This window comes from Bacillus salipaludis (genome assembly GCF_004358205.1).
On the sequence record NZ_SMYO01000003.1, the window covers coordinates 273,939 to 296,426 of the forward strand.

The 22,488-nt window shown below is 38.8% G+C and carries 21 protein-coding genes; 3 read left to right on the top strand and 18 right to left on the bottom strand.

Translation table 11 applies throughout. The features are described 5' to 3' along the window. Positions 1-50: 50 nt before the first annotated feature. Positions 51-578 carry an RNA polymerase sigma factor SigX gene (locus E2K98_RS06730; RefSeq protein WP_133333487.1) on the bottom strand — a complete coding sequence of 176 codons (528 nt, stop codon included), beginning with the start codon at positions 576-578 and terminating at the stop codon, positions 51-53. A gap of 330 nt (positions 579-908) precedes the next feature. On the opposite strand from E2K98_RS06730, the gene E2K98_RS06735 reads away from it, so the two are divergent. After that, complete coding sequence (locus tag E2K98_RS06735) at positions 909-2,579, top strand: PAS domain-containing sensor histidine kinase (protein WP_133333488.1); 1,671 nt, start codon at positions 909-911, stop codon at positions 2,577-2,579. Positions 2,580-2,621: 42 nt separating this feature from the next. Here E2K98_RS06735 and E2K98_RS06740 read toward each other — a convergent pair whose 3' ends face one another. Genes E2K98_RS06740 through E2K98_RS06750 form a run of 3 tightly spaced genes read right to left on the bottom strand, consistent with a single transcriptional unit; the run spans position 2,622 to position 6,565 of the window. Further along, positions 2,622-3,731, bottom strand: coding sequence for a GerAB/ArcD/ProY family transporter (locus E2K98_RS06740; protein WP_133333489.1), 1,110 nt, complete (start codon positions 3,729-3,731; stop codon positions 2,622-2,624). Between the two features lie 27 nt (positions 3,732-3,758). Beyond that, positions 3,759-4,964: a Ger(x)C family spore germination protein gene (locus E2K98_RS06745; protein ID WP_133333490.1), complete on the bottom strand. Its 1,206-nt coding sequence runs from the start codon at positions 4,962-4,964 to the stop codon at positions 3,759-3,761. After that, positions 4,964-6,565, bottom strand: coding sequence for a spore germination protein (locus tag E2K98_RS06750; RefSeq protein ID WP_235824737.1), 1,602 nt, complete (start codon positions 6,563-6,565; stop codon positions 4,964-4,966). The genes E2K98_RS06745 and E2K98_RS06750 overlap by 1 nt, the downstream gene beginning before the upstream one ends. Positions 6,566-6,706: 141 nt before the next feature. Between E2K98_RS06750 and E2K98_RS06755 the strand changes: the two genes are divergently transcribed. Beyond that, the gene (locus E2K98_RS06755; RefSeq protein ID WP_133333492.1) at positions 6,707-6,940 is read left to right on the top strand and encodes a hypothetical protein; all 234 of its coding nucleotides are present in this window, start codon (positions 6,707-6,709) and stop codon (positions 6,938-6,940) included. Between the two features lie 20 nt (positions 6,941-6,960). On the opposite strand, the gene E2K98_RS06760 is transcribed toward E2K98_RS06755, so the two are convergent. The 10 genes from E2K98_RS06760 to E2K98_RS06805 form a co-directional block, all read right to left on the bottom strand. Beyond that, positions 6,961-7,140: a hypothetical protein gene (locus E2K98_RS06760; protein WP_133333493.1), complete on the bottom strand. Its 180-nt coding sequence runs from the start codon at positions 7,138-7,140 to the stop codon at positions 6,961-6,963. A gap of 187 nt (positions 7,141-7,327) precedes the next feature. Continuing rightward, positions 7,328-8,545 carry an MDR family MFS transporter gene (locus E2K98_RS06765; RefSeq protein ID WP_133333494.1) on the bottom strand — a complete coding sequence of 406 codons (1,218 nt, stop codon included), beginning with the start codon at positions 8,543-8,545 and terminating at the stop codon, positions 7,328-7,330. 91 nt (positions 8,546-8,636) lie between these two features. Beyond that, positions 8,637-10,085, bottom strand: coding sequence for a hypothetical protein (locus tag E2K98_RS06770; RefSeq protein ID WP_133333495.1), 1,449 nt, complete (start codon positions 10,083-10,085; stop codon positions 8,637-8,639). A gap of 62 nt (positions 10,086-10,147) precedes the next feature. Beyond that, positions 10,148-11,068 carry an FTR1 family iron permease gene (locus E2K98_RS06775; protein WP_133333496.1) on the bottom strand — a complete coding sequence of 307 codons (921 nt, stop codon included), beginning with the start codon at positions 11,066-11,068 and terminating at the stop codon, positions 10,148-10,150. Between the two features lie 33 nt (positions 11,069-11,101). Then, on the bottom strand, positions 11,102-11,863 hold the full coding sequence (locus E2K98_RS06780) for a hypothetical protein (RefSeq protein WP_133333497.1): 762 nt from the start codon (positions 11,861-11,863) through the stop codon (positions 11,102-11,104). A 98-nt stretch (positions 11,864-11,961) separates the two neighbouring features. Continuing rightward, positions 11,962-12,717 (bottom strand): glycosyltransferase family 2 protein, encoded by a 756-nt coding sequence (locus tag E2K98_RS06785; protein WP_133333498.1) that lies wholly within the window; start codon positions 12,715-12,717, stop codon positions 11,962-11,964. After that, positions 12,677-14,170, bottom strand: coding sequence for an alkaline phosphatase family protein (locus E2K98_RS06790; protein ID WP_133333499.1), 1,494 nt, complete (start codon positions 14,168-14,170; stop codon positions 12,677-12,679). Before E2K98_RS06790 ends, E2K98_RS06785 begins: the two co-directional genes overlap by 41 nt. 2 nt (positions 14,171-14,172) lie before the next feature. After that, positions 14,173-15,162, bottom strand: a complete 990-nt coding sequence (locus E2K98_RS06795) for a lysylphosphatidylglycerol synthase transmembrane domain-containing protein (RefSeq protein WP_133333500.1) — start codon at positions 15,160-15,162, stop codon at positions 14,173-14,175. Between the two features lie 62 nt (positions 15,163-15,224). After that, positions 15,225-16,406, bottom strand: coding sequence for a hypothetical protein (locus E2K98_RS06800; RefSeq protein ID WP_133333501.1), 1,182 nt, complete (start codon positions 16,404-16,406; stop codon positions 15,225-15,227). Positions 16,407-16,599: 193 nt separating this feature from the next. Further along, on the bottom strand, positions 16,600-16,866 hold the full coding sequence (locus E2K98_RS06805; protein ID WP_133333502.1) for a phage holin: 267 nt from the start codon (positions 16,864-16,866) through the stop codon (positions 16,600-16,602). A gap of 191 nt (positions 16,867-17,057) precedes the next feature. Between E2K98_RS06805 and E2K98_RS06810 the strand changes: the two genes are divergently transcribed. Next, positions 17,058-19,160, top strand: a complete 2,103-nt coding sequence (locus E2K98_RS06810) for a transglycosylase domain-containing protein (protein ID WP_133333503.1) — start codon at positions 17,058-17,060, stop codon at positions 19,158-19,160. Positions 19,161-19,396: 236 nt separating this feature from the next. On the opposite strand, the gene thiE is transcribed toward E2K98_RS06810, so the two are convergent. From thiE to E2K98_RS06830, 4 genes are read right to left on the bottom strand one after another with little or no spacing between them, the layout of a single operon-like run. Beyond that, positions 19,397-20,062 (bottom strand): thiamine phosphate synthase, encoded by a 666-nt coding sequence (gene thiE, locus E2K98_RS06815; protein ID WP_133333504.1) that lies wholly within the window; start codon positions 20,060-20,062, stop codon positions 19,397-19,399. After that, positions 20,046-20,870 (bottom strand): bifunctional hydroxymethylpyrimidine kinase/phosphomethylpyrimidine kinase, encoded by an 825-nt coding sequence (gene thiD / locus E2K98_RS06820; protein WP_133333505.1) that lies wholly within the window; start codon positions 20,868-20,870, stop codon positions 20,046-20,048. The genes thiE and thiD overlap by 17 nt, the downstream gene beginning before the upstream one ends. A 1-nt stretch (position 20,871) precedes the next feature. Next, positions 20,872-21,690, bottom strand: coding sequence for a hydroxyethylthiazole kinase (thiM, locus tag E2K98_RS06825; protein ID WP_133333506.1), 819 nt, complete (start codon positions 21,688-21,690; stop codon positions 20,872-20,874). Positions 21,691-21,709: 19 nt separating this feature from the next. Next, positions 21,710-22,477 carry a 3-oxoacyl-ACP reductase gene (locus E2K98_RS06830; RefSeq protein ID WP_133333507.1) on the bottom strand — a complete coding sequence of 256 codons (768 nt, stop codon included), beginning with the start codon at positions 22,475-22,477 and terminating at the stop codon, positions 21,710-21,712. Positions 22,478-22,488 lie beyond the last annotated feature (11 nt).

Genomic DNA, 22,488 nt, shown 5'->3' on the forward strand with positions numbered 1-22,488 from the left:
GGCAGCGAAGGTTTTTATATTGTAAGGTTTCATTGTAGAATTTTATTCTGTTATCCAGCTTTTTCTTTATTACTTATCTCCTCCATTAAAATTTTTAATTGTTTAATCGCTCTATGCTGGGTTGTTTTCACTTTACTTTCCTTCCAGCCTAATACTTTAGCTGTTTCATAAATTGAAAGCTCCTGAAGGAAGCGGAGAATGATTACGCTCTTTTGGTCTAAGGTGCATTGTTCAAGACATTTGAACATATTTTGTGTATCCAATTTTTGAAACACAGACTCTTCCAGCGAAATCGATTCATCCTTGACTTGCTGTTCCCAAGAATCAAATTGATCGATGATCCGCTGTTTCCAGCCTTTATGTTTTCGAAAAGAATCAATGGCTACATTTCTGGCAATTGCAAAAAGCCATGTTTTTTCACTGCTATCACCCTTAAATTGCTGGTAGGCCTTTAATACACGTATATAGACTTCTTGAACAAGATCTTCTGCTTGTTCACGATTATGAACCATATAATACAAAAAATTAAAAACATCCTGATGATATTTTTTATATAAATGATTAAAGACTTCTTCCAATTCATGCTCACACTCCTAACACCATTCAACCTGAGGCAAAGGATAAATCTTCCATTTAAAAAGTCTTAAATTCATATCCCCTACAAATCATACTTTTTTTTCCAGAAAAAAGGGTTACAATCCGGTAAAATCTTTTATTCGACTATGTTACCAATTTGTAACCTTTACGATAGCTTTATTTTCTCGAAAATACTGGAATAATTATGGACTTTATCTAGATTTCCAGTTTTGCATTATTCCAAATTCAATCAGAATCTAGTACTATAGAAGGAAGGTATGTTTTTATGAACAAACGCGGAAATTCACTTACTGAAGGAACTGGAGAATTACATGAAGAAACAAAAACTTGTAATTTTATACTTTGTCTTAAGTTTTATTTGGATATATGGAACAAATTATCTAGTTGAACATTATCTCCCCACCCATTTAATTTGGATTTTTGAACGGTTAAAAGAAATCTTTTATGTGCTTGTTACTGGTGGAGCAATTTATTTCTTTATCGGTAAAAAAGAAGAATTGAATGCGTCCAAAGAGGATGAAAGACGTCTATCCACCTTGATCAATTCGATGGTTGATTTCGTCAACTTTAAGGATGGGGAAGGAAGATGGATTGAAGCAAATGATTTTGGACTTAAGTTATTCCAGCTTGAAAATATTGATTATCGAGGGAAAAAGGACTCCGAATTAGCAGCATACTCAGATTACTATGCCGATGCACTGAGGTATTGCGAGGTATCGGATGAAGAAACGTGGAAAAATGGAATCGTGACAAGGTGCGAAGAAGTGGTTCCAATCCCCGATGGCTCTAGCAAAACATTTGACACAATCAAAGTCCCACTGTTTAATCCGGATGGATCAAGACAGGGCCTCGTGATTATTGGCCGAGATATTACTGAAAAAAAAGAAATGGCCAAAAAGCTGGCAGAAAGCCAGCAGCAATACAAATCATTGTTTGAATACAGCCCGGATATTGTTTATATGATGGACCTAAATGGAGTCCTTTCTAATTTAAATCCACAATTTGAAATTATTACGGGTTATAAAAGGGAAGAAATGATTGGTAAAAATGTAAAAAGCATATTACCTAAACGCTTTCGTCATCATCTTAAGGAATTTATCTCGACTGTCGTAGATGATAGTACGCCAATCATTTATGAATTAAACATCCTCCATGCGGACGGGCATTCGATTACCTTACAAACTACCTCCCTTCCCATTGTTATTAATGGTGAAATAACAGGGGTTATTGGTTATGGAAGAGATGTAACGGGATTGAGGCAAACAGAGGAACGGTTGAGAAGGACAGAAAAACTTTCTGTCGTCGGGGAACTATCTGCAAGTGTTGCCCATGAAATTCGCAATCCGCTTACCTCTTTGAAAGGATTTGTTCAGCTTTTACAGGTTGAGGACCAAAGGCATCAATTTTATTACCAAATCATGCTAGATGAACTTGATCGAATCAACCATATTGTGGGTGAACTGCTGCTTTTAGCAAAACCGCAAGTACTTAAATATACAACTGCTGATATCCAAAAAATCATGTTTGATGTCATTTCATTATTAAATACAGAAGCAAGTCTATATAACGTGCAAATAAAATCAACTTTTCCTGCGAAGGAAACCTTCATGGAGTGCGAACCAAATCAACTTAAGCAATTGTTTATTAATGTCATTAAAAATGCGATTGAAGCTTCACAAAACGGCGGTACGATTCTAGTAAGTATAGAAAAAATCGAACAAGAGCAGATTACGATTAAAGTGAAAGATAACGGCTGCGGTATTACGAAAGAAAGATTAGCCAAAATTGGTGAGCCGTTTTACTCCTCCAAAGAAAAAGGAACTGGTTTAGGATTGACGGTCAGCTTCAAGATCGTGCAATCACATAAAGGAACCATTACATTTGAAAGTCAAAAAAATGAAGGAACATTAGTCACCATCGTTTTGCCGCATAATCCCAAAAAGGCTGAAACAACAAGGCATGCAAAAATTGCAAAACCATAATTCCGATTAAAAACAGTCATTAGATTATGAATGGCTGTTTTTTCAATTTGTCGTCGTATTAGATTTTTCCTTCCTATTTCGAAAAAAGGCAATCACTAGCATAGTACTTGGAATGATAATTTGAAAGGGATAATGTAAATAGACCGTGACAACTACTAACCCCTCTTTAATATGTTCAGAATATGTGGAGGCCATAGTAATCGATGCGAACAAAACAACCAATCCAATTGGAAAGGTAAGCTTCTTCTGATTTAATTGAAATATATCGGCTGCACCGGCAACGGCTGCGTAATAGAAGAGTGTAACTTTAAAAAAACCGCCAATGATGAGATAAAGCATAAAAAGAACATCCAGCCGCTCAATAAAATTCGCCAATTGGATTCTCGAAACGGTTGTTAACAATGGAAAGTTTGACCGGACAAACACTTCCGGACCGATGGTCGATATCGTGATGATTACTGTAATAATGATATTGATTCCACTTAAAATCATCCCGCCAACACAAACAAATTTTACTTTTTTTGGTTCATTAACAAATGGTAAAATCATCGTGAAAACAATCATCTCTCCAAACGGAAAGGTAAGTGTTTCCCTAAGAAACGTTTTAAATACCGGTTTCCAGCCATTTTCAAGAATCGGCTTTAGGTATTCAAAGTGAATTAAGCCAGAAAAGATAATGAGCAAAAATCCTGCTATCGCCATTAAATAGATAATCCCGAAATATAGCTGCCCCACTCTTGCGATGACTTCTAACCCTTTATGTATTCCATAAATAATGGTCAACACCATTAAGGTATTAATGACAAACAGAGGGGTAGTGGTATACACAGTGGTTGTCAATAATTCGCCAAAATCCCTTAAGACCCTCGCTGAAAAATAGATAAAATACGTTATATAAAATAAGGAAATGATTCGCCCCGGCCACTTCCCGACAATCTTTTGTACATAGCTAGTCAAGGGCAAATCCTGATAATAAAGAAATAGACGATAGTAAATAAAGAAGACGAGTAAACCGCCCGCTAATCCTAATAAAATGGCAATCCATGCGTCTTGTTTTGCTCTACCACCAAGACCAAAAAGAATTGAACTCCCCATTTCAAAAAGAAAGACAAGGACGAAAAGCTGGGATGCATTTATTTTTATCTTTTCCATCTACAACTTCTCCCCCTTTGCTTAGGGTTATTTAGTAAAATCGACCCAGAATGGATTTACTCGAATTCCTTCCCGTCTTACGTAAGAGGCTACCTGCACATTTACATCAAGCTCCGCAAATTGATTATCCCAGTCAGTTTTAATTTTTTTCCAATAAAGCGGGAACGTTCGATGAATCGTTTCTCCGAAGCCGAACACATCACTTTTTTTTCTTTGGGCAGCCTTAATCGCTTCTAAAACTTCTTTTTGAATTTCATTTTGAACGAGTTGGTCAATTTTTTTAATTACTTCCGGATTTGAGAGGTCAATAGCCGTATTTGCTTCACTAATCCAGCCTTCGTTCTCAATAAAAACATTTATTAGAGGTTTTCCATTTTTCATGCTTGGTGTGACCTTTGTTTTCGAACGAATGGGTGCAATTGATAATGCATCCTTTTTTCCATTCCAACTCACATTAATATCTGTGCTTTGAACCTTGTTTAAAACCCATACTACACCGCGGGCATTTTTTTGATCAACCCACCCCGTCAATTTTCCACTTTTGAAAAGGGCTAATCCAGCCGCAGCTGGAATGCCGTCAGCTTTTGTTTTTTGTAAAATATCCGATTTCCCGATATTCTCTGTATCGCCAATTAGTCTAATTCCATTTGCCACTGGCTGTTTTCCCTTCGAAACCAGTGCAGCTAGAAAATCATCGATGGGGACGTGCATATTTTCTCCTAACAGTTTTTCTGTTGTATTAATTTCTTTTGTGATCTTATTCACCGGTAGTTTATCAAGAAGTGAAAGCGTTGAAATCATGTCTTCTGCACTTACGTTTCTAGCAACGACCAGCTCTGTTGTTGTCCGAAACTCGGGATCACGGTCGAGGGCGTCCAAAAGATCTAGTAAATCCGTTTTCGCAACTTCTTCACCAACGACAACCAGATTGGTATGAGCGTAATAAAGGCGGCGTGATATTTGCTTTGTTAATTTTCTCGCAGCTTCGGTTAATGTATTACCGGAACTCTTATAGACGACAATCGGCAATCCTTGCCCACCGCCATTCTGTCCTGATGATACATTTCCAGGATTTACAATTTGTACCGAAAATTCAAATTTCTGATTCTCGCCCTTATCTATACCTAATGCCATGACAAATGCTAGATCAGTCAGCTCTTTTTGATTCCAGCATGCGCTTACAATGGGAAGAAAAAGAATGATGAGTAAAAAAATTATCAGAAATTTTTTCATTACTGGTCACCTTTTGTTCCAGATTGATTGTTTTCATTTTGGGGACCTGGTTTCTGATTTTCTCCCGTTCTAACGATATTTCCTTTACTGATAAACATTGGCCGATTTTTCAACGCCCAAATTGGAAATCGTACAATTACATCCTGCTGGTTTTTAATGTTAAATGGAGCTAACGGCATCATATAGGGAATCCCAAATGACCTTAGTGAACATAAATGGATGGTCATAAACATGAGACCTAACATCAATCCATAAAAGCCTAAAATGGTCGCCAAAATCATCAGAACGAAGCGGATTAATCTTGCGGCGATAGCCATCGCGAAGCTCGGTGTCGAAAAATTTGCGATTGCTGTAATCGAAACCACGATTACCATGACCGGGGAGACAAAACCAGCTTGAACTGCCGCCTGACCAATAACTAACGCACCAACGATGGAAACAGCCTGACCCACTGCACGTGGGAGTCTTAATCCGGCCTCCCTTAATATTTCAAAGGTTACCTCCATAATGAGGGCCTCAACAAAGGCAGGAAATGGGACATTCTCCCGCTGAGCTGCAATGGCAATTGCCATTGTGGTAGGAATCATTTCCTGATGGAAGGTGGTCGCTGCAATATAGAGTGCCGGCCCCATAATTGCAATAAAAAAAGCTAAAATTCTTAAGAAACGAATGGCTGAAGAAAGATCGAAGCGTGAATAATAATCATCAGGTGCCTGAAAAAATTGAATAAAAACGGCCGGAACTGTCACGACAAACGGAGTTCCATCGACTAAAAGCGCAATTCTTCCTTCAAGTAGATGGGAAGTTACTACATCTGGTCTTTCAACATGAAAAGTAGTTGGAAAGGAAGTCCATGCCTGATCCTCAATTAATTGCTCAATATAGCCTGAACCAATAATCGAATCGATATTGATACGATTTAAACGCTCTTTGACTTCAGCCACAATTTTTTCATTTGCAATCCCTTTTATATACATAATTCCGATATCTGTTTGGCTGACTTTCCCTATTTTAATCGTTTCAAGCCATAAATTCGGACTTTTTATCCTTCTTCGGAGAAGTGCTGTATTTGTTCTTAATGTTTCTGTAAACGAATCCTTTGGACCACGGATGGCTAATTCCGTTGACGGTTCAGAAATCGCCCTTTTCTCCCAACCTTTTGTCTCAACACTAATCGCCTGATTGTATCCATCTAAAAAAATGATTGTGTTACCCGATAATAAATATTCATAGACCTTATCCCAGTTTTCGATTGCCTGAACACTGCCTAAACCTGTTGCATAATCTAACATCCATTCAAAAGAATTAATCTCCACTTTTTCCAATTCTTCCGTTAATGCTTGAAGGAAAAAATCATTAATTGTTTTATTATCAGCTAACCCATCCACATAAACGACAAATCCTTTTACTTTCGAAAATCTGATTTCCCGAAAAACGATATCAGTACTATCGCCAAATTCTCCCTTAATTCTCGTAATATTTTCTTGATAGTCTCGATTTAACGGTAAATTTTCCGGCTTGCCCGGGTCTTGTTTTTGCCTGTAATTATCGTTTTGCCGTTTTTTTTGCTTCTTTTTTAATATATTCGTTAATATGGACACAATTTCCGCCTCACTTAGAATCACCATCATTCTCTAATATGGGTAGATTGTCCAAAAATCACCAAATTATCCATTTTTGTTTCTGCATAAACGATAAATCGGAACAAACAATATTTGTATTACGGTCAGTAGGTGATGTAGATGAAACTGCTTTTTGTCAGTATGCTGCTTGCTGTTTTCTCGTTTTCTCTGATCATCGGGCTAGACCTATTGATGGGACGAAACCCCAATGATGTTTTAAAGAATGCTTTAAATCCCTTTCGTGTCATGATGCCATCAGAATATCTCATTTTAATTTTTTTCATTCTTTTTTTTCTGATAGACGTCTTCCGTGATTATCTTAGTAAGAAAAAAGGAGATAATTCGTCTTCTTAAATAAAAAAAGGAGGGCTCAATTAGCTCTCCAATTTCGTTCTTATTTTTCTCCATAATCCACGGACGGATTTCATTCTATACTTCCATTTTTCTTTTCTTTTTAGATTCGGTCCAAATAAATATCGTTTCCATCCCCAATTTACTGATTCCTCAAGAAGAATCAAAAATACTAGTAGTCCAAAACTAATCCAAAGCCACATCCCATAGTCCCCTTTACTACTGGATAATTTATCGTATTCAAATTTACCCCTCGACAGCACTATGAGATTAGTTTTTTAGAAAATGATAAATTGGTAGACAGAATGCATGAGATATAACGAATAAGACACTTACAAGAATTGAAGAGATTTTAAAATAATTAAAAAAGGATGCAATTGAGCATCCTTTTTAGATTTTTTCAATACCTGCCACTCTTGTTTTTATATAAACCTTATTACCAGCTGTAAAAAAGAAAAGACTTCCCAAGGTAATAACTGCAATCATCCAAAACATGACTTGACCATGAACATGACTTAATAGAAACCCGCCCAAAACCGGACCAAGAAAATTTCCTATTTTTCTAAATTGCCCTGCACCAAAATAAGCTCCTCGTAAATTTTCAGGGGCGAGGTGATCAATGAGAATGCTGCTCGAAGGAAAAATCAAAATTTCTCCCAGGGTTAAAAGAATGATCGAAAAAGCAGCCGTCACCCAACCGGATACAAAACTAAAACCAAAAAGCCCTGCAGCCATAAAAATGGAACCTGCAAGCATGGCCTGCATCGGCTTAAATTTTTCCGCTATATGACTAATCGGCATCTGAAGGACAACAACCATAACCGCATTAATCGTAAGTAGAACAGAAAATATTACCACGCCGTTTTGCAACTTTGCTTCCAAATGTTGCGGCAGATTTGAATCGAGCTGTACATACCCAATGTTTACTAAAATACTGCCCAAAATTAAAAACATGAGGGCCCGATCTTTACCAATAATCCTAAATGCATTGATAATTGATACCATTTTTTTGCTTTCCTTGTGTTGGGGAATGACCAATCTTTGCAAAAAGAAAAACAATACAATCGCATACAGTAAATAGGTTGTACCTGTTATGGCAAAAGACATTTTAGCGGATGTTGCCGCTAAATAAGCCCCGATTAGCGGCCCAACGGATGCCCCGATATTGATAGCGGTATAACGAAGGGAATAGGCTTTCATCCGATTTTTCTTATCGGTGATATCTGCCATCAATGCTTGTGAGGTGGGTTCAAAGAACGAATTGCAAAGTCCATTCAAAGCGTTTAAAAGGATAAACCAGCCTTGACTGCTGGCAATAGTAAAACCGTAGTAAACGATTGCTAGTGTGAATAAAGATAATAGCATGACCTTTTTTCGCCCGTATCTGTCGGAAAGATGACCGCCAATAAATCCGCCAACGGTTGCCATAAGCGGACTCATTCCGACTGTCAAACCGATAACAACAGGAGGAAGGTCCATATTACGAGATAAATAGATGGATAGAAACGGCAGGGTCATAAAAGCTGAGCCTCTTGCCAGCACAGTACCAATTAAAAGGACCCAAACAATCGTATGAAATTGTCCAAGGTAAGTTTTAATTTTATTCATAAAATTCCTCACTTTATGTATTTTCCTTTATTAGTAAATCAATTTGGGTTCAAAAAGTAAAGAAAAAAAGACCATTTGTGGTCTTTTATCGCTATTCAATCCATTTATATATGGTAATATCATGATAAATAGGTTCAAATAGATCATTTGAATGAAAGCTTTTTAGTTTTTTTACTTTTTGACCAAGGTTTATTCCTTGGGACTTAAATCCTTCGATGACTTTATCGGTCAACAATATCGTCTTCTCGTGATAATACTTTGACTCCAGTCTAAACAATTGATATGTTTCAATTCTTTTGTTTAAGTAAGGTACTTTTAGGTACTGCAGAACTCTTGTTTCTTCCCATGTATAAAGAATGACAGGTTCATCTAACTGCCGAATATATTCATTCATTTGGTAAACTGCAGGTTTTTCTGTTGCTTGTATTTTTAAAAGCTTTACATCACGATTGACTTGACAGAACAAAATTACCACAGTCACTCCCATAACAATTGCAGATGGCTTTTTTGAAAAATGCTTAATCATTACAAAAAGAAGGAGCATAAGAACCAGCGGCAGAACATGTCTTGCTTTTTCAATATTCTGCGCCAGTAACGCCCAGACGAAATAACTAGCGAATAACCAATAAAATAGCATGTTGGATGGATGACTTTTTTTTACCTTTCGAAATAGAAAAGAGAATAAAAGAATATAAATACCTGCAGTTAAGTGGGATTCTGCAAAAGTACCCGTCCAGAAAATATTCTTCCAAATAAACAGGTACATACGTTGAAAAAAGTCTATCTGATCTGTTTCGATAGCCCCTCCCCAATCGGTGAAATGCCCGCTTGTAAATGCTAATGAAAGTTTGATGAATCCGCTTATACTCCCTTCGGAAATAACAAGACCCATCACCCATATGAGCTGAAATAAAAAGGCCCATATGGTGTAGATAAATATGGTTCGCATTGGAGTATTATTAGTTTTTACCTTCAGATAAAATAAATAGATGATGCCGATTGCAAAGGGCAGATAGGAGAGTCGAATACCAAGTAAAACACTTAAAAGGCCCAGTGGGACCAGCATATCCCGGTTATTTTTTGAAGTAATTGCAAACTCAAGTCCCCATATATACCACCATAGGGCCGCTAGTGCGGCCCCCTCTGACATCGGTTGGTTGACCATAATAACAGTATAGCTAGATGAATAAATAATTGCAGTTGATAAAATTGCGTAGGAACGTTTGAGTCTTTTATGTATGATTCGATACAGCGGGATTAGCGAACTTGCATAAAAAAGAATGGTAAAGGAAGTTAGTGCCTGTGAGAGCTCACTCACAAAAACATGCATCAATTTACCGCCTAAAATAAAAAAAGGATAGCCCGGAAAATGCGGCTGCATCTCCATCAGATCGAAACGCTTGACGGCCAAGGCAAAATCAACCTGGTCCCAGGAAGAAACGAACGGGTTTAGGTAAACCCACTGCATGATAAATACAATAAGTATAGAAGCAATCCCCAGCCATTCTATTAAGGTCAATTTTAAAATTGAGTTTTTCATATTTCACCGCCTATTCCATGAAAAAGTACAAGGCTAACAGCCTTGTACTTTTATAATCAATCTTATTTAGCTTGCGGTTTTAGAATTTTAGCTTTTTCAGCATCTTCATTCTTTTTGACCGATTTAACCGATTTCGAAGAAGTCAGCAGATAGATTGCTGCAAAATATCCGATGTACGCAATTACTTCCTCAATCGAAGGCATAGAGGAATAGCCAAATAACGCCTTCAAGAAAACACCTACATCCCCAGATAAGAGCGGTGCATGACCGGTATCACGAAGGTAGTGACTCGCATCAATTGGGTGCTCCGGCAATAGCCACGTCAAATCATAAACATGTGGCATTACACTGCCAATGATATTTAAATCCTGCATCATTGAAATCGCTTGAACGAGCAAACCAGCTGAAATTAGAATAATGAAACCGCCAGTAAATTTAAAGAAGGTACTAAGCGGTACTCTCATCGTTCCCTTGAAGAAGAAATACGATACAATCGCGGCAATCACAACACCAGTGATGGCACCCCAGCCCTGCATGGCGGCACCAATATTCCCCCCCGTAATCGCAGCAAAGAAGAATACGGTTTCAACACCTTCACGAAGAACTACGAGAAAGGAGTGAACCACCATTCCAACCACATTCCCTGTTGAGATAAATTGATTCATTTTACCTTCCATGTTGCCTTTTAAGTTTCGGCTATGGCTCGCCATCCAAAAGACCATTTGCGTTAAAAGCACAGTCGAGACAAGCATAATCCCTATTTTCAAATACATTTCGCTTCCCATTGCAGCAAATCCGGTAAATACGATCTGGAAAAGAAGCGCTACTCCGACACTGGCCAACACAGCAAGACCTGCACCGAGCCATACAAATTTTACATATTTCTTTTGGTTTACCCTGCTCAAATACGTAGTAATAATCCCTACGATTAACAGAGCCTCTAATACTTCACGGAATGTAATTAACAGTGACTGTATCTCCATTGCCGATTCTCCTCCAACTTGCGATATTCTCTTCTATCTTTGTTTTCTTCTTCTCATTACAGTAACGATGACAACAATTAAAACCGCAACAATTAAGATAATTGGAATCCAATTGCGAATATTGGAAATATCCGTCCAATCTTTTTTAGCTGCTGCTGATTCTTGTTCTGTTGCGCTTTCGGCAAAATGTCCCACTTCTAAACTTTTTATTTTAAATTCTGTTTTTAAGGTATTTAAAATATCTTTTTTATTTTTTTTAAAGGAATCAAGACTTGCTTCCTTTTTTCCTACTCCAAATAAGCCCGGATTTCCTAATGCTTCTAGTGCCTGATCAAAGTCTTTTCGTATTTTCTTGTCATTTTCTGGATGCTCAGCCTCTACTGTTGGGGAGAGGGCATCATATGTAGCATGAGCTTTGGCAAGAAGCCTTTTCGTTGTGTCATATTCAGAAAAATTCTTTTCAATACTCTCAAGCCGTCTTGCAATATTTAACACGAGTAACTTTTTCATATTCCTTATCGCTGCTTTTTTATCCTGATCATCGAGGTTCGCCAATATCAACTTAGATGGCTCAGGACCCATATGCATATCGACTTCTTCTTTAACTGTTTCGTAAAGTTTTTTAGCAGAAGTAAAATTGGGAGGGTTCTCATCCAGTTTAACTAACATTTGTTTATAAACTTCTGCAACCTTTTCCTCATTGGGATCACCATATGAATAGGCGTATACCCCCCTCTGCGGTAGGCATGTGATCAACAGTACAAAACAAAATATAAAAACCGAAAATCTTTTCATCCAAACGTTCCCTCCTACACTCTTAATGATAATGATTATCATCGTCTGTGTCAATGTAACCTTCATAATTTTCACATATTTATCACATAGTGATTTACTTATTGTACTTTTTCGCTTACCTGTACCATCTCAACTTGTTGGTTTTTATTTATTTTTTTAACCGGCCTTCTCATTTCTTTTAAAATGGCTGGCAAAACCGAAGTCATATACTTTTTAAATTTGATAAACGACTCTCCTGTATTTCGGACCTGATAACGAATCGGGATTTCCTTCATTCGGAATCCCTTTCGAATCAGATTAAGCGTCACAACCTGGGCATAGTTATAATCATGAATGATTTCCGCTTCCTTCATGGCATTTCTTGAAAAAGCCCGCATACCGGATTGGCCATCGTAAATCCATTTTCTTAATAGTAGTGCCTGAAGCACGGTGAAACAATAGTTTCCTAACCTGCGATTCCATTTCATCCCTTTAATGGTTCCAAGAAAACGAGATCCCATTACATAATCAGCTGACCCATTAAAAATTGGTTCGACCAGCTCCGGGATTTGATCGGCTGGATATTCGTTATCAGCATCAATCATTACCCCGATGTCAGCCCCATGAAAAACACATAGCTCCAACCCTTTTCGGACAGCAGCTCCCAATCCCTGATTGATCGTAAAGCTGTGAATATAGTCTGCCCCCGCAATTCTCGCCACCTCTACTGTGTTATCATTTGAACCATCATTAATAACTAAAACCTCAATGTTGATATTCTGATGAAACTTCCTTGGTATTTTTTGAATCACTTCTGCAATCGAAGCTTCCTCATTATAGGCTGGAAGGAATACGATAATTTTCTTCTGTTTCATTCAACTCTACATCCTTCCTGATTGCATCAATTAATACAGGACCACGGGCATGGTCCGGGTAAGGAGCTCCCAATAAATAAGAAATCGTTGAAGCGAGTGATACTAAACTATGTTTTTCCTCCACTCGTCTCCCCTTCTTAATCGAGTGCCCATACATGAAAAATGGGACATACCTTTCCCCTTCGTCCAAATGTCCGTGACCGCCGATTCCATCCGCTTGGCCGTGGTCAGCACAAACGACGAATGTATAGTTTTCAAGCTTTCCTTTTTCTTGAAGCCATTCGAAATATTCCTTTACCAGTGCATCTGCTTCCTGGATTTTTTCGATATAGTCATCATAAAGGACTCCTCGGCTATGTCCCGTTTGATCGGTTCCTATTAATTGAACAATTTGTAAATCTGGGTCTTGTTCATCCATAATTTTTTTTGCCCGTTCAATAATATTGCGGTCGGCAACATCATTGTGCATCACAGCGGTAACGGTTTCGACATCGCTGCCAAAGGAATCGACAAGATGGGCAATCCCCAGCAATGATCCCTTTTTCCCGATTTTTCGTAAAGAATCAAAAATACTTTCAACTTTTAAACCAAGCTTCCATACCATATTCGATTTGATACCATGTTCAAACGGGTAGGTGCCCGTGAACATGGAAGAGAAACAAACAACGGTTCTTGCAGGGTATACCGTTTCCATTCTAGTATACTCTGTACCATTTTTTCGCAAATAATCAAGGAAAGGTGTATGTGCTTCTTCAAAACGTTCCTTCCGCATTCCATCGATGACCATCACGATGACTTTCTCATTTACAGCGTTACCCGGCACGTCAACATTATCGGTATAGGTGGGAATTACCTTCGGTTTCCAATCAAATAGGTTTTTATGTAGAATCCAGGCAAATAAAAGAATTCCCGCATAAAAAACTGCCAACATAGATAATTCCTTACCAGTCCATCCTGTGCTTGCAGTACCAAAATTCCATAACGATAATAATAGAAGGAACTTTGGCAGCTGTTCTTGAGCATTTCCACTTGTAGAGTCACTATTTTTTAAAACTAGCTTCCAAAACCGGGTGAAATTCAGCCAGGAGGTGCCGATTCGTAAATGATAGTAAAAGGTTCCCCAGAAAAAAACGGTAAAGAAGAAATAGAGACCAATTGCAAACAACAGCAATCCAAGGTTTACTTGATTCCAAATCATTAAATAAGCAATGTATGGAATCCAGAGATAATTTCGAAGGAACAATGGAAAGTCAAACAAGTAATAAATAATTAATAGCGGCACAATACCAAGAAAACCAGCAAAAACATCAACCGGATTAGGTGCTTCACCAATTCTAAAGATTATGTATAGAATCATTGTTCCCACAGTAAAAATGGGGGTAAACGGCTTTCCTTCATTTAAGAGGTTCCAGCATCTTGCCGCAACCTTTTCAAATTTTGATGCTTTTTTCATCCTTAACCTCTCCTCAAACGTAGTAACGCTTTAATTTGTTGCATTTTTACAGCAGGGGATATCAAAAGCAGCATGATCCCTGCAAAATAAGAAAAGATAAATTTATAGCTGTGACTAATTAATGCAACCATATACCCTTCTCTTACCGGATAATGAAAACTGGTTAATGCTGCTGTCATCACTGATTCGTATGTAGAAATTCCCCCAGGGGTAATTTGAAAAACCTGTCCCCCAACTGTTATGGAGTTTACCCAGATGGCTTTAAATGGGCCAAGATGCTGGCCAATTGATGAGGTCACTCCAAAAACAACTACACCTTCAAGAGCCCAGCTCAAAACTGTAAGTGTGAAGATAGGCAGAAAATTTTTAGCCTGAAAACTATTTTTTAATAGATGTAGATGCTTTTTGAAAAGTTTTGGGAGGTATCTCCTCAAGAACCATATTGCAAGGATGATGAAAACAAAAGCAGCTATTAGTAAAACAATGGATGATTTAAACAGAATACCTCGTGAAAAAGCCAAGAGTCCCATGAATGAAAATAGCAGTAAAATTAACATATCTAATACTCTTAACACCACTACCGAATGAGCAGATATCGAAGTTGAAATATGCTTTTCCCTCCAGGACAGGACGCCAATCCTTACAGCATCCCCTGCCTTAATCGGAGTAATATGGTTAATGAATAAACTAAAGAGAAGCCCCTGAAGACAGCTAAAATATCTAACTTTTTTCCCTAAGTAAATTCTCCATGCTTCGGCACGCAGACAAAATGATAAAAAATAACATATAGTTACAATCAGAAGAATCAGTGGGTTATCGACAAAAAACTTCCTCGTTTCCTTCCAAAATTGCTCCGCATGAAAATAACGGACAGAGAGAAAAACAAAGACGATAATTAGTAAAAATCCGCCTGTTCTTACCCAAGCTTTATTCCTTCTTGACTTCTTTGCCACTTTGCTTGATTTACCCTTATACACTTCCATCCGCTCCATATGTATACTATTCCCTAAAAACAGGAAAAACCTTGCAATTGTTACAAGGTTTTTCCACTAAATTATTTCGCTTTTTCTACGATTGTATTCAGAGTGGAGATCAGGTCCTTCAATTGCGCCTCGCCAGCAGCTTTATCTTTTGCTTTTGCGGTTTCAACATATTTATGTGCTTTCTCGTTCAGGTTCTTGTAGGCATCCTCACCAAGCATGGTTTTGATATCTTCACCAATGATGTCGATAAATAATGCACCCTCTAAACCAGTTACTACCGCTTTATCATCTTTACCAAGTAATTCCTTGCTTTCACCGTACTCACTGATAGCAATTTTCGCAAATCCGCGAACAAATGCTTTATTTACTGCAGCTGGGTCAAGCTCCGAAACATTCGATTCTAAATTAAATTGTTTTTCGATAAATGCTGTTTCATCAGCAGCATGTTTGTTTAGGTATGAGTATACAGATTGGAAGAATGCCCAGCCTTCAGCTTGTTCTACTTTTGCTGCCTTTTCATCTTTTTTCGCTTCATTTGCCGCTTTTGTAGCATAGCCGTTTGGTAGTGCTCCAGTTGCTAAGTAGAAGGTCTTCATTAAGGTTTTGTCCACTACTTGTTTACCAAGATTAAAGCCTAATTCATCTTTGTTTTTAACAGCTGTTTCGATTTCGTTAAAACCGCCATCAATTGCACTTACAAGATTGGTACCATAAGCAGCATCACGTTTTTCAACTGTAGTTTTTAGAATTGCATAATATTCTTTTGCCTCTTCAATTTCGTGGTTTACTTCTTCAGTTTTGCCCCATTTATCAGCTACTTCAGTAAAATCATGCTTAATTGATGTATAAAATACCTTTTGCATAAGCTTATCAAAAACCTGTTTTACCACAACCGGGTCCAATGATCCGTCTTTGCCAGCTGTTAATGCGGCCGTGATTTTTTCATCAACAGTATCTTCAAATTCTGCATCCCTATTTTGAACTAATTCTTTCAAATTGTTGTTATATAATTTTGTTACTTTATCAAAATCAACCTTTTTGCCTTCCTTGGCTTTCTCTAGCTCTGTCACTGCTTCTGTAAAAACATCTGCATATTCTACTTTTTCTTTCTCAGCAGATTCGTTTTTCTCTACTTCTGAATTTTGATTGCTTTCAACCTTTGATTTATTTGCACTCTCTTCTGCTTTGCCACAAGCTCCTAGTACCAGTGATAATGCGGCCATTGCTGCAAACACTTTAAATTTCATTGCCATTTTGCTTTTCTCCCCCGTATGTAGCTTATTTTTATATTTGATAATGATTATCATTTACATTTATCATTATAATAGAGAATGATTATCAGTGTCAACGAAGTTTTTTTAATTGTTACAAATTAGACACAAATAAAAACGTCCATACTAATAATCAATTGGAAGTTTGGACGTTTTCTTTCATATAATATTCTTTTTAATTTGGGTCTTTATAATTTAAGGCACGGTCACTATCCCCATATCCCTTTGTGGTTGGATCTTGAACGAGACCAAGCATAGAAAGAATGACAAAAATTGCATTAATAAAGGTTAATACTGAACTCTGAACTGCTTGTGTCAATTCAAAATGGATTAAACCCAACATATTTAATCCAGACAAAATCATTTGTAGAACGATCATCACTTGTGAAACAAAGGCAAGCACCCAATGTTTGTTTTTTAAGCGAACTTTCCAGTTAATCATGCTCCTACTCCCTTCATATGTTGTAACCTCTCTTTTCTATAACATATGCTTATGACATAAATGGTTGTCCAAAAAAACTGGTTCTAAAAAAAATGGGTATATTTCTAGAAAATTTACCGTATTATTGGTCTTTTTCGACAAGAAAACTTATAATGAAAAAAGCAAAATTCCTTTGAAAGTTAGGAGATAAAATGGAAAAATTGCAACCCTATTGGGAAAAAATCGTATCTTTTTGGAAAAAGAGGCATCTTACTCAAATTTTTTTATTAATTTTATTGGTCGTTGTTTTATTTACGATTCTTTATTTTGGTTGGATTGCGATAAGAGCAAATGTGGAATCGTTAAAACAGGGGTTAAACCAGCCAACTGTTATTTATGATAAAAATGGAAAAGTGGCAACGAATGTATTAACGAATCGGACAAAAGGCGTGAACATTGAAGAAATTCCCAAATATGTTCCGAATGCTGTTGTTGCGATTGAGGACGAGCGCTTTTATCAGCATGGCGGCTTCGATGTCAGAGGGATTGCCCGAGCGTTTTTTGGAAATTTATTTTCTGGAAGAGTTACGGCAGGTGGAAGTACCTTAACCCAGCAGCTTGCTAAAAACGCTTTGCTCTCGCCAGAACGGACCTACAAGCGGAAGGCTGAGGAATTATTTTTAGCCGTTAAAATCGAAAAGGTTTATACCAAAAATGAAATTTTGCAAATGTATTTGAATCAGGTCTACTTTGGCAGCGGTGCATGGGGGATTGGAAATGCAGCAAAGAAGTATTTTAATAAGGACATCAAGGATGTATCCATTAGTGAGGCGGCTCTCTTGGCCGGATTGCTACATGCTCCGGACTACCTTGACCCTTATAAAAATTATGATGAGGCCGTAAAACGCCGCAATGTGGTTTTAGTGAAAATGAAAGAACTAAAATTCATTACCGCTTCACAATACAAACAGGCAATAAATGAAAAAATTGTGCTTGATAATGGCGGTGGAAGCTTTGTTGACCGGAAATACCCTTACTATGTTGATGCGGTTTTAAATGAGGCAATTTATCGTTATGGCTTGACGCAGGATGAAATTTTGACACGCGGTTATCGGATTTATACCGAAATGGATCAGAATTTGCAGACAGGTTTGGAGAATGTTTATAGTAAGGATTATTTGTTCCCAAGAAGTATGGGTGGCAAATTATCACAAAGTGGGTCTGTATTAATGGATCCTGCCTCAGGAGGAGTGCGGGCTCTTGTGGGCGGACGAGGTGAACATGTATTTCGCGGCTTTAACCGAGCAACGCAATTAAATGCTCAGCCTGGTTCATCGATTAAGCCGCTAGCGGTTTATACGCCTGCACTTGAAGAGGGATATGATTATTCCTCAGAACTGGTAGACAAGCCGATTTCATTTGGCAAATATAAACCGGAGAATTTCTCTAGAACCTATAGCGGGAAGGTTCCGATGTATAAAGCTCTCGAGGAGTCCTTGAATATTCCGACCGTTTGGCTATTGGATCAAATCGGTCTTAATAAAGGTCTTAATTCCTTAAACCGTTTCGGTATCCCTGTCCAGAAAGCAGATAAAAACTTAGCAATCGCGCTTGGGGGAATGAGTAAAGGAGTTTCCCCTCTGCAAATGGCTGATGCATATTCAACGTTTCCAAATGGCGGGAAGCGGTATGACAGCCATCTGATTACGAAAATTGTCGGTCCAACGGGGAATGTCATTGTGGAACATAAGTCAGAAGCAACAAAAGTAACGTCTAAAAAGGTTACAAATCAGATGACTTCTATGTTGTTAAATGTTGTGGAATCAGGAACAGGAAAGCTTGCTCATATTCCGGGTGTTCAAATAGCCGGAAAGACAGGTTCTACTCAGCTTCCTTTTAGTGGTGTTTCGGGCACAAAGGCTCAGTGGATGGTCGGCTATACTCCAAATCTTGTCGGAGCGATCTGGATTGGATTTGACCAAACGGACAGGCAGCATTATTTGACGGGCGCAAGTTCAGTCCAAGTTGTACCGATTTTCAAGGAGATCATGCGATCTTCCCTACCCTATGTTCCACGGGAGAATTTTGATGTGGTCTCGGTGAATGATCAGCTTGCTGGAAAAACCCAATCAAAGCAGGAAATGCAGCAAAAGGCAGAAGCAATTAAAAAGGAATTAAATGCGAATGCCGAAAAGATTGGCAAAACAATTAAGGAAAATGCCCCTGTTTGGAAGGAGAATCTGGATAAGGTTCTTTATAAAGTTGGCGGAGCGGTGGATTCTTTGATCCAAAAGGTTCGCGGAGCTGTGCAATAGAATGGTAAAAGCCCCCAGCCCAGTGGCTGGGGGCCATTTATTATTTTATGGTCTTATCAAAAACAAGTAAAGATATGGTCCTATATTTTTATAGACCTGTTGTGCGCTTCAAAAGTGCCTACAGCTTCACTTATTTTATCTTTGCGGGCACTAACAACCTATATCAACGCCCGGACGCTCTCTTTTTTCCTTCCCACGGGCACTATCAACCCCGTCAGGGACCAGGCGAACATCATTTACCTATTTTTATCCCCAACAACCGCAAACCATAATTGTCTTGAAGCCTCAGTTATATCCCCGGCTTTGCTAATCGCTGTAATAACAGACACCCCGTCAGCCCCTGCTTCCATTACACCATAAGCATTACCAGCATTGATGCCACCAATCCCAACCAACGGAATTGTAAAACCGTTGGCCCTCAGTTTTTCAATTAACAATGTGCCCTGTACCGCTTTCGCATCCTCTTTGGTACTGGTTGGAAAAATCGGACCAATTCCAAGATAATCAGCTCCGCACCTGACAGCTACCTCGGCTTCCTCAAGCGTGTGAGCAGAAACCCCCAGAATCTTATTACCAATCCTTTCACGAATGGTTTCAACCGGTTCATCGTCCTGCCCAATATGTATACCATCCGCATCTAATTCTAGCGCCAACCCAACATCATCATTGACAATGAAAGGAATTCCGTTCATCCGGCAAATTTGCTGGAGCCTTCTTGCAAGATCATATTTTGCTGCTCCATCAAGAGCATCTTTTCCTTTTTCTCGAAATTGAAACAAGGTAATTCCTCCAGCAATCGCTTCTTCCAACACCGTTTCAGGATCTTTATTACAATTATTACTCCCCATAATAAAGTAAACTTTTAAAGCTGCCTGGATCAATTCCTTATTCATTCGTTCCATTTAAAATGCCCCTCTTTCGGTTGTACGCCCAATGGTTCGTTGGCCCATGGCCGGTACCAATGAACAAATCTGCTTCGATTGCCGCTTGAATAAATTCTTTGGCAGTTGCAACAGCCTCATAAACATTGGAACCTTTCGCTACTTCTGCCGTAATCGCCGCTGAAAAAGTGCAGCCTGTACCGTGGGTGTTTCTTGTTAAAATCCGCTTACTATTAAAATAGTAAAATTCGGTTCCATCATAGAGAAGGTCAACAGCATCTTCGAGTTTCTCATCATGGCCGCCTTTTATCACTACATGCTTTGCCCCAAATTCGATGATTCGTTCTGCTGCTTCTTTTCGATCATCAATAGTAGTAATCGTCATTCCTGTTAACACCTCGGCTTCAGGAATATTTGGGGTTACCACCCATGCCAATGGTAAAAGATATTTTTTCAAAGCTTCAATGGCTTCCATTTGAAGCAAGGATGCGCCGCCTTTTGCAATCATCACCGGATCAACAATAACTTTTTCCCACTGATTTTGACTAATTTTTTCAGAAACCGCACAAATAATTTCTGAACTAAAAAGCATCCCTGTTTTAACAGCATTAGTCCCCATGTCAGCTCCTATGGAGTCAATTTGTGCCGCCACTGCTTCTTTTGTCATCGGATAAACTGCTTGCACACCCAATGTATTTTGTGCCGTAACTGCCGTTAGAGCAGACATTCCGAAAACACCTAGCTCTTGAAACGTTTTTAAATCGGCCTGGATTCCAGCACCGCCGCCAGAATCAGAGCCTGCAATCGTTAATGCTTTTCTGACATCCATCCTATTCGCTCCCTACTGCCTGAGTAAAATGACCATATTTCTCAATTTCTGCCCTTGAAACTTGATAGAGCTGATTTAAAAATTCAATTTGAAAACTGCCTGGTCCCATAGCGGCAGTTTTTTCAGCTGCAATTTCAGCTGCAGATCCATAGAAGACTAGTGCTGAAACGGAGGCTGATACCAAATCCTTTTCAACAGCTGCAAAAGCTCCAATCACCGAGGTTAATAGGCAACCTGATCCAGTCACTTTAGTTTGGATTGGATGTCCATTATGAACGATAAAGGTGCGCTGTCCGTCAGAAATGACGTCATCCTTCCCAGTAATGACTACAACTGTTTTTAATTTTTGTGCTATTTGAATCGCCAATTCCACTGAATCCCCATTTGACTGACCGGCGTCAACGCCTTTAATTTCCCAATCGAGACCGGCAACATTGGCGATTTCGGCGGCATTCCCACGGATTACGGAAATCCGAATCTCATTGATGAGTCGTTTTGCTGTTTCCGTGCGGAAAACTGTTGCCCCTGCTCCAACCGGGTCAAGTATAACAGGGACGCCATATTCATTAGCAGATTTCCCTGCAATAATCATGGATTCAACCTCTGCTGAGTTTAACGTTCCAATATTTAAGACAAGCGCTCCAGCTAGTTTCGCCATATCCGCTACTTCTTCAGGAGCATAAGCCATCACTGGTGAAGCACCAAGTGCCAACAGTCCATTTGCGGTAAAATTCGTTACCACTACGTTGGTGATGTTATGGACCAACGGGTTTTTTTCTCTCACCTTTTGTAATGTTGCGCTAATATAATCTTTATTCATATTAAATTTCCTCCTTCTATTAATTCATCACTAATCCGCCATCGACATTTATACATTGTCCGGTAATAAAGGAAGCCCAATCAGATGCCAAAAATAGAACAGCACCTGCAATATCTTCCGGCATAGCAAGACGGTGCATTGGGGTCAAACCAATAATCATTTCCCGAACATCCTCTTTTGTCTCCGAACTTGAATCAGTTGGATATGTAAGACCAGGAGAAACCGCATTAACAGTAATCCCAAAGGCACCCAGTTCCTTTGCAAGATTTCTTGTGTACCCAAGCAGCGCCATTTTCGCTGTTGAATAATCATGATACGGGACGACCGGAAAATCAATTAAATTACTGACGATATTGATAATCCGGCCTGACATTTGCTGTTTCATATAAGGCATTGCCGCTTTACAAATATGAAAGGCACCTTGAAGACTGCCTGCGATTTGCTGGTCGTAATCCGCCCACTCCAGTTCCCAAGCTGTTTTTCGTGTTTTTGGGTTAAACGTGTAATGGTTGAGGGCATTATTGACCACGACATCAATTCCGCCAAAGGAGTCAATGATTTGGTTGATCATTTCCTCGACCTGCACTTCATCACGGACATCCGCTTGGAGCGGGGCTGCCTGGCCTCCATTTGCCTCTATCTCCGAAACGACCTGACCTGCAAGCTGTTCATTTCGCAAGTAATTCACAATCACAAACGCACCTTCAGATGCTGCTTTCTTAGCAACTGCTGCCCCAATCCCGCGGCTCGCCCCTGTTACCAAGATAATTTTATCTTTTAATATCATTCTTTTAACCT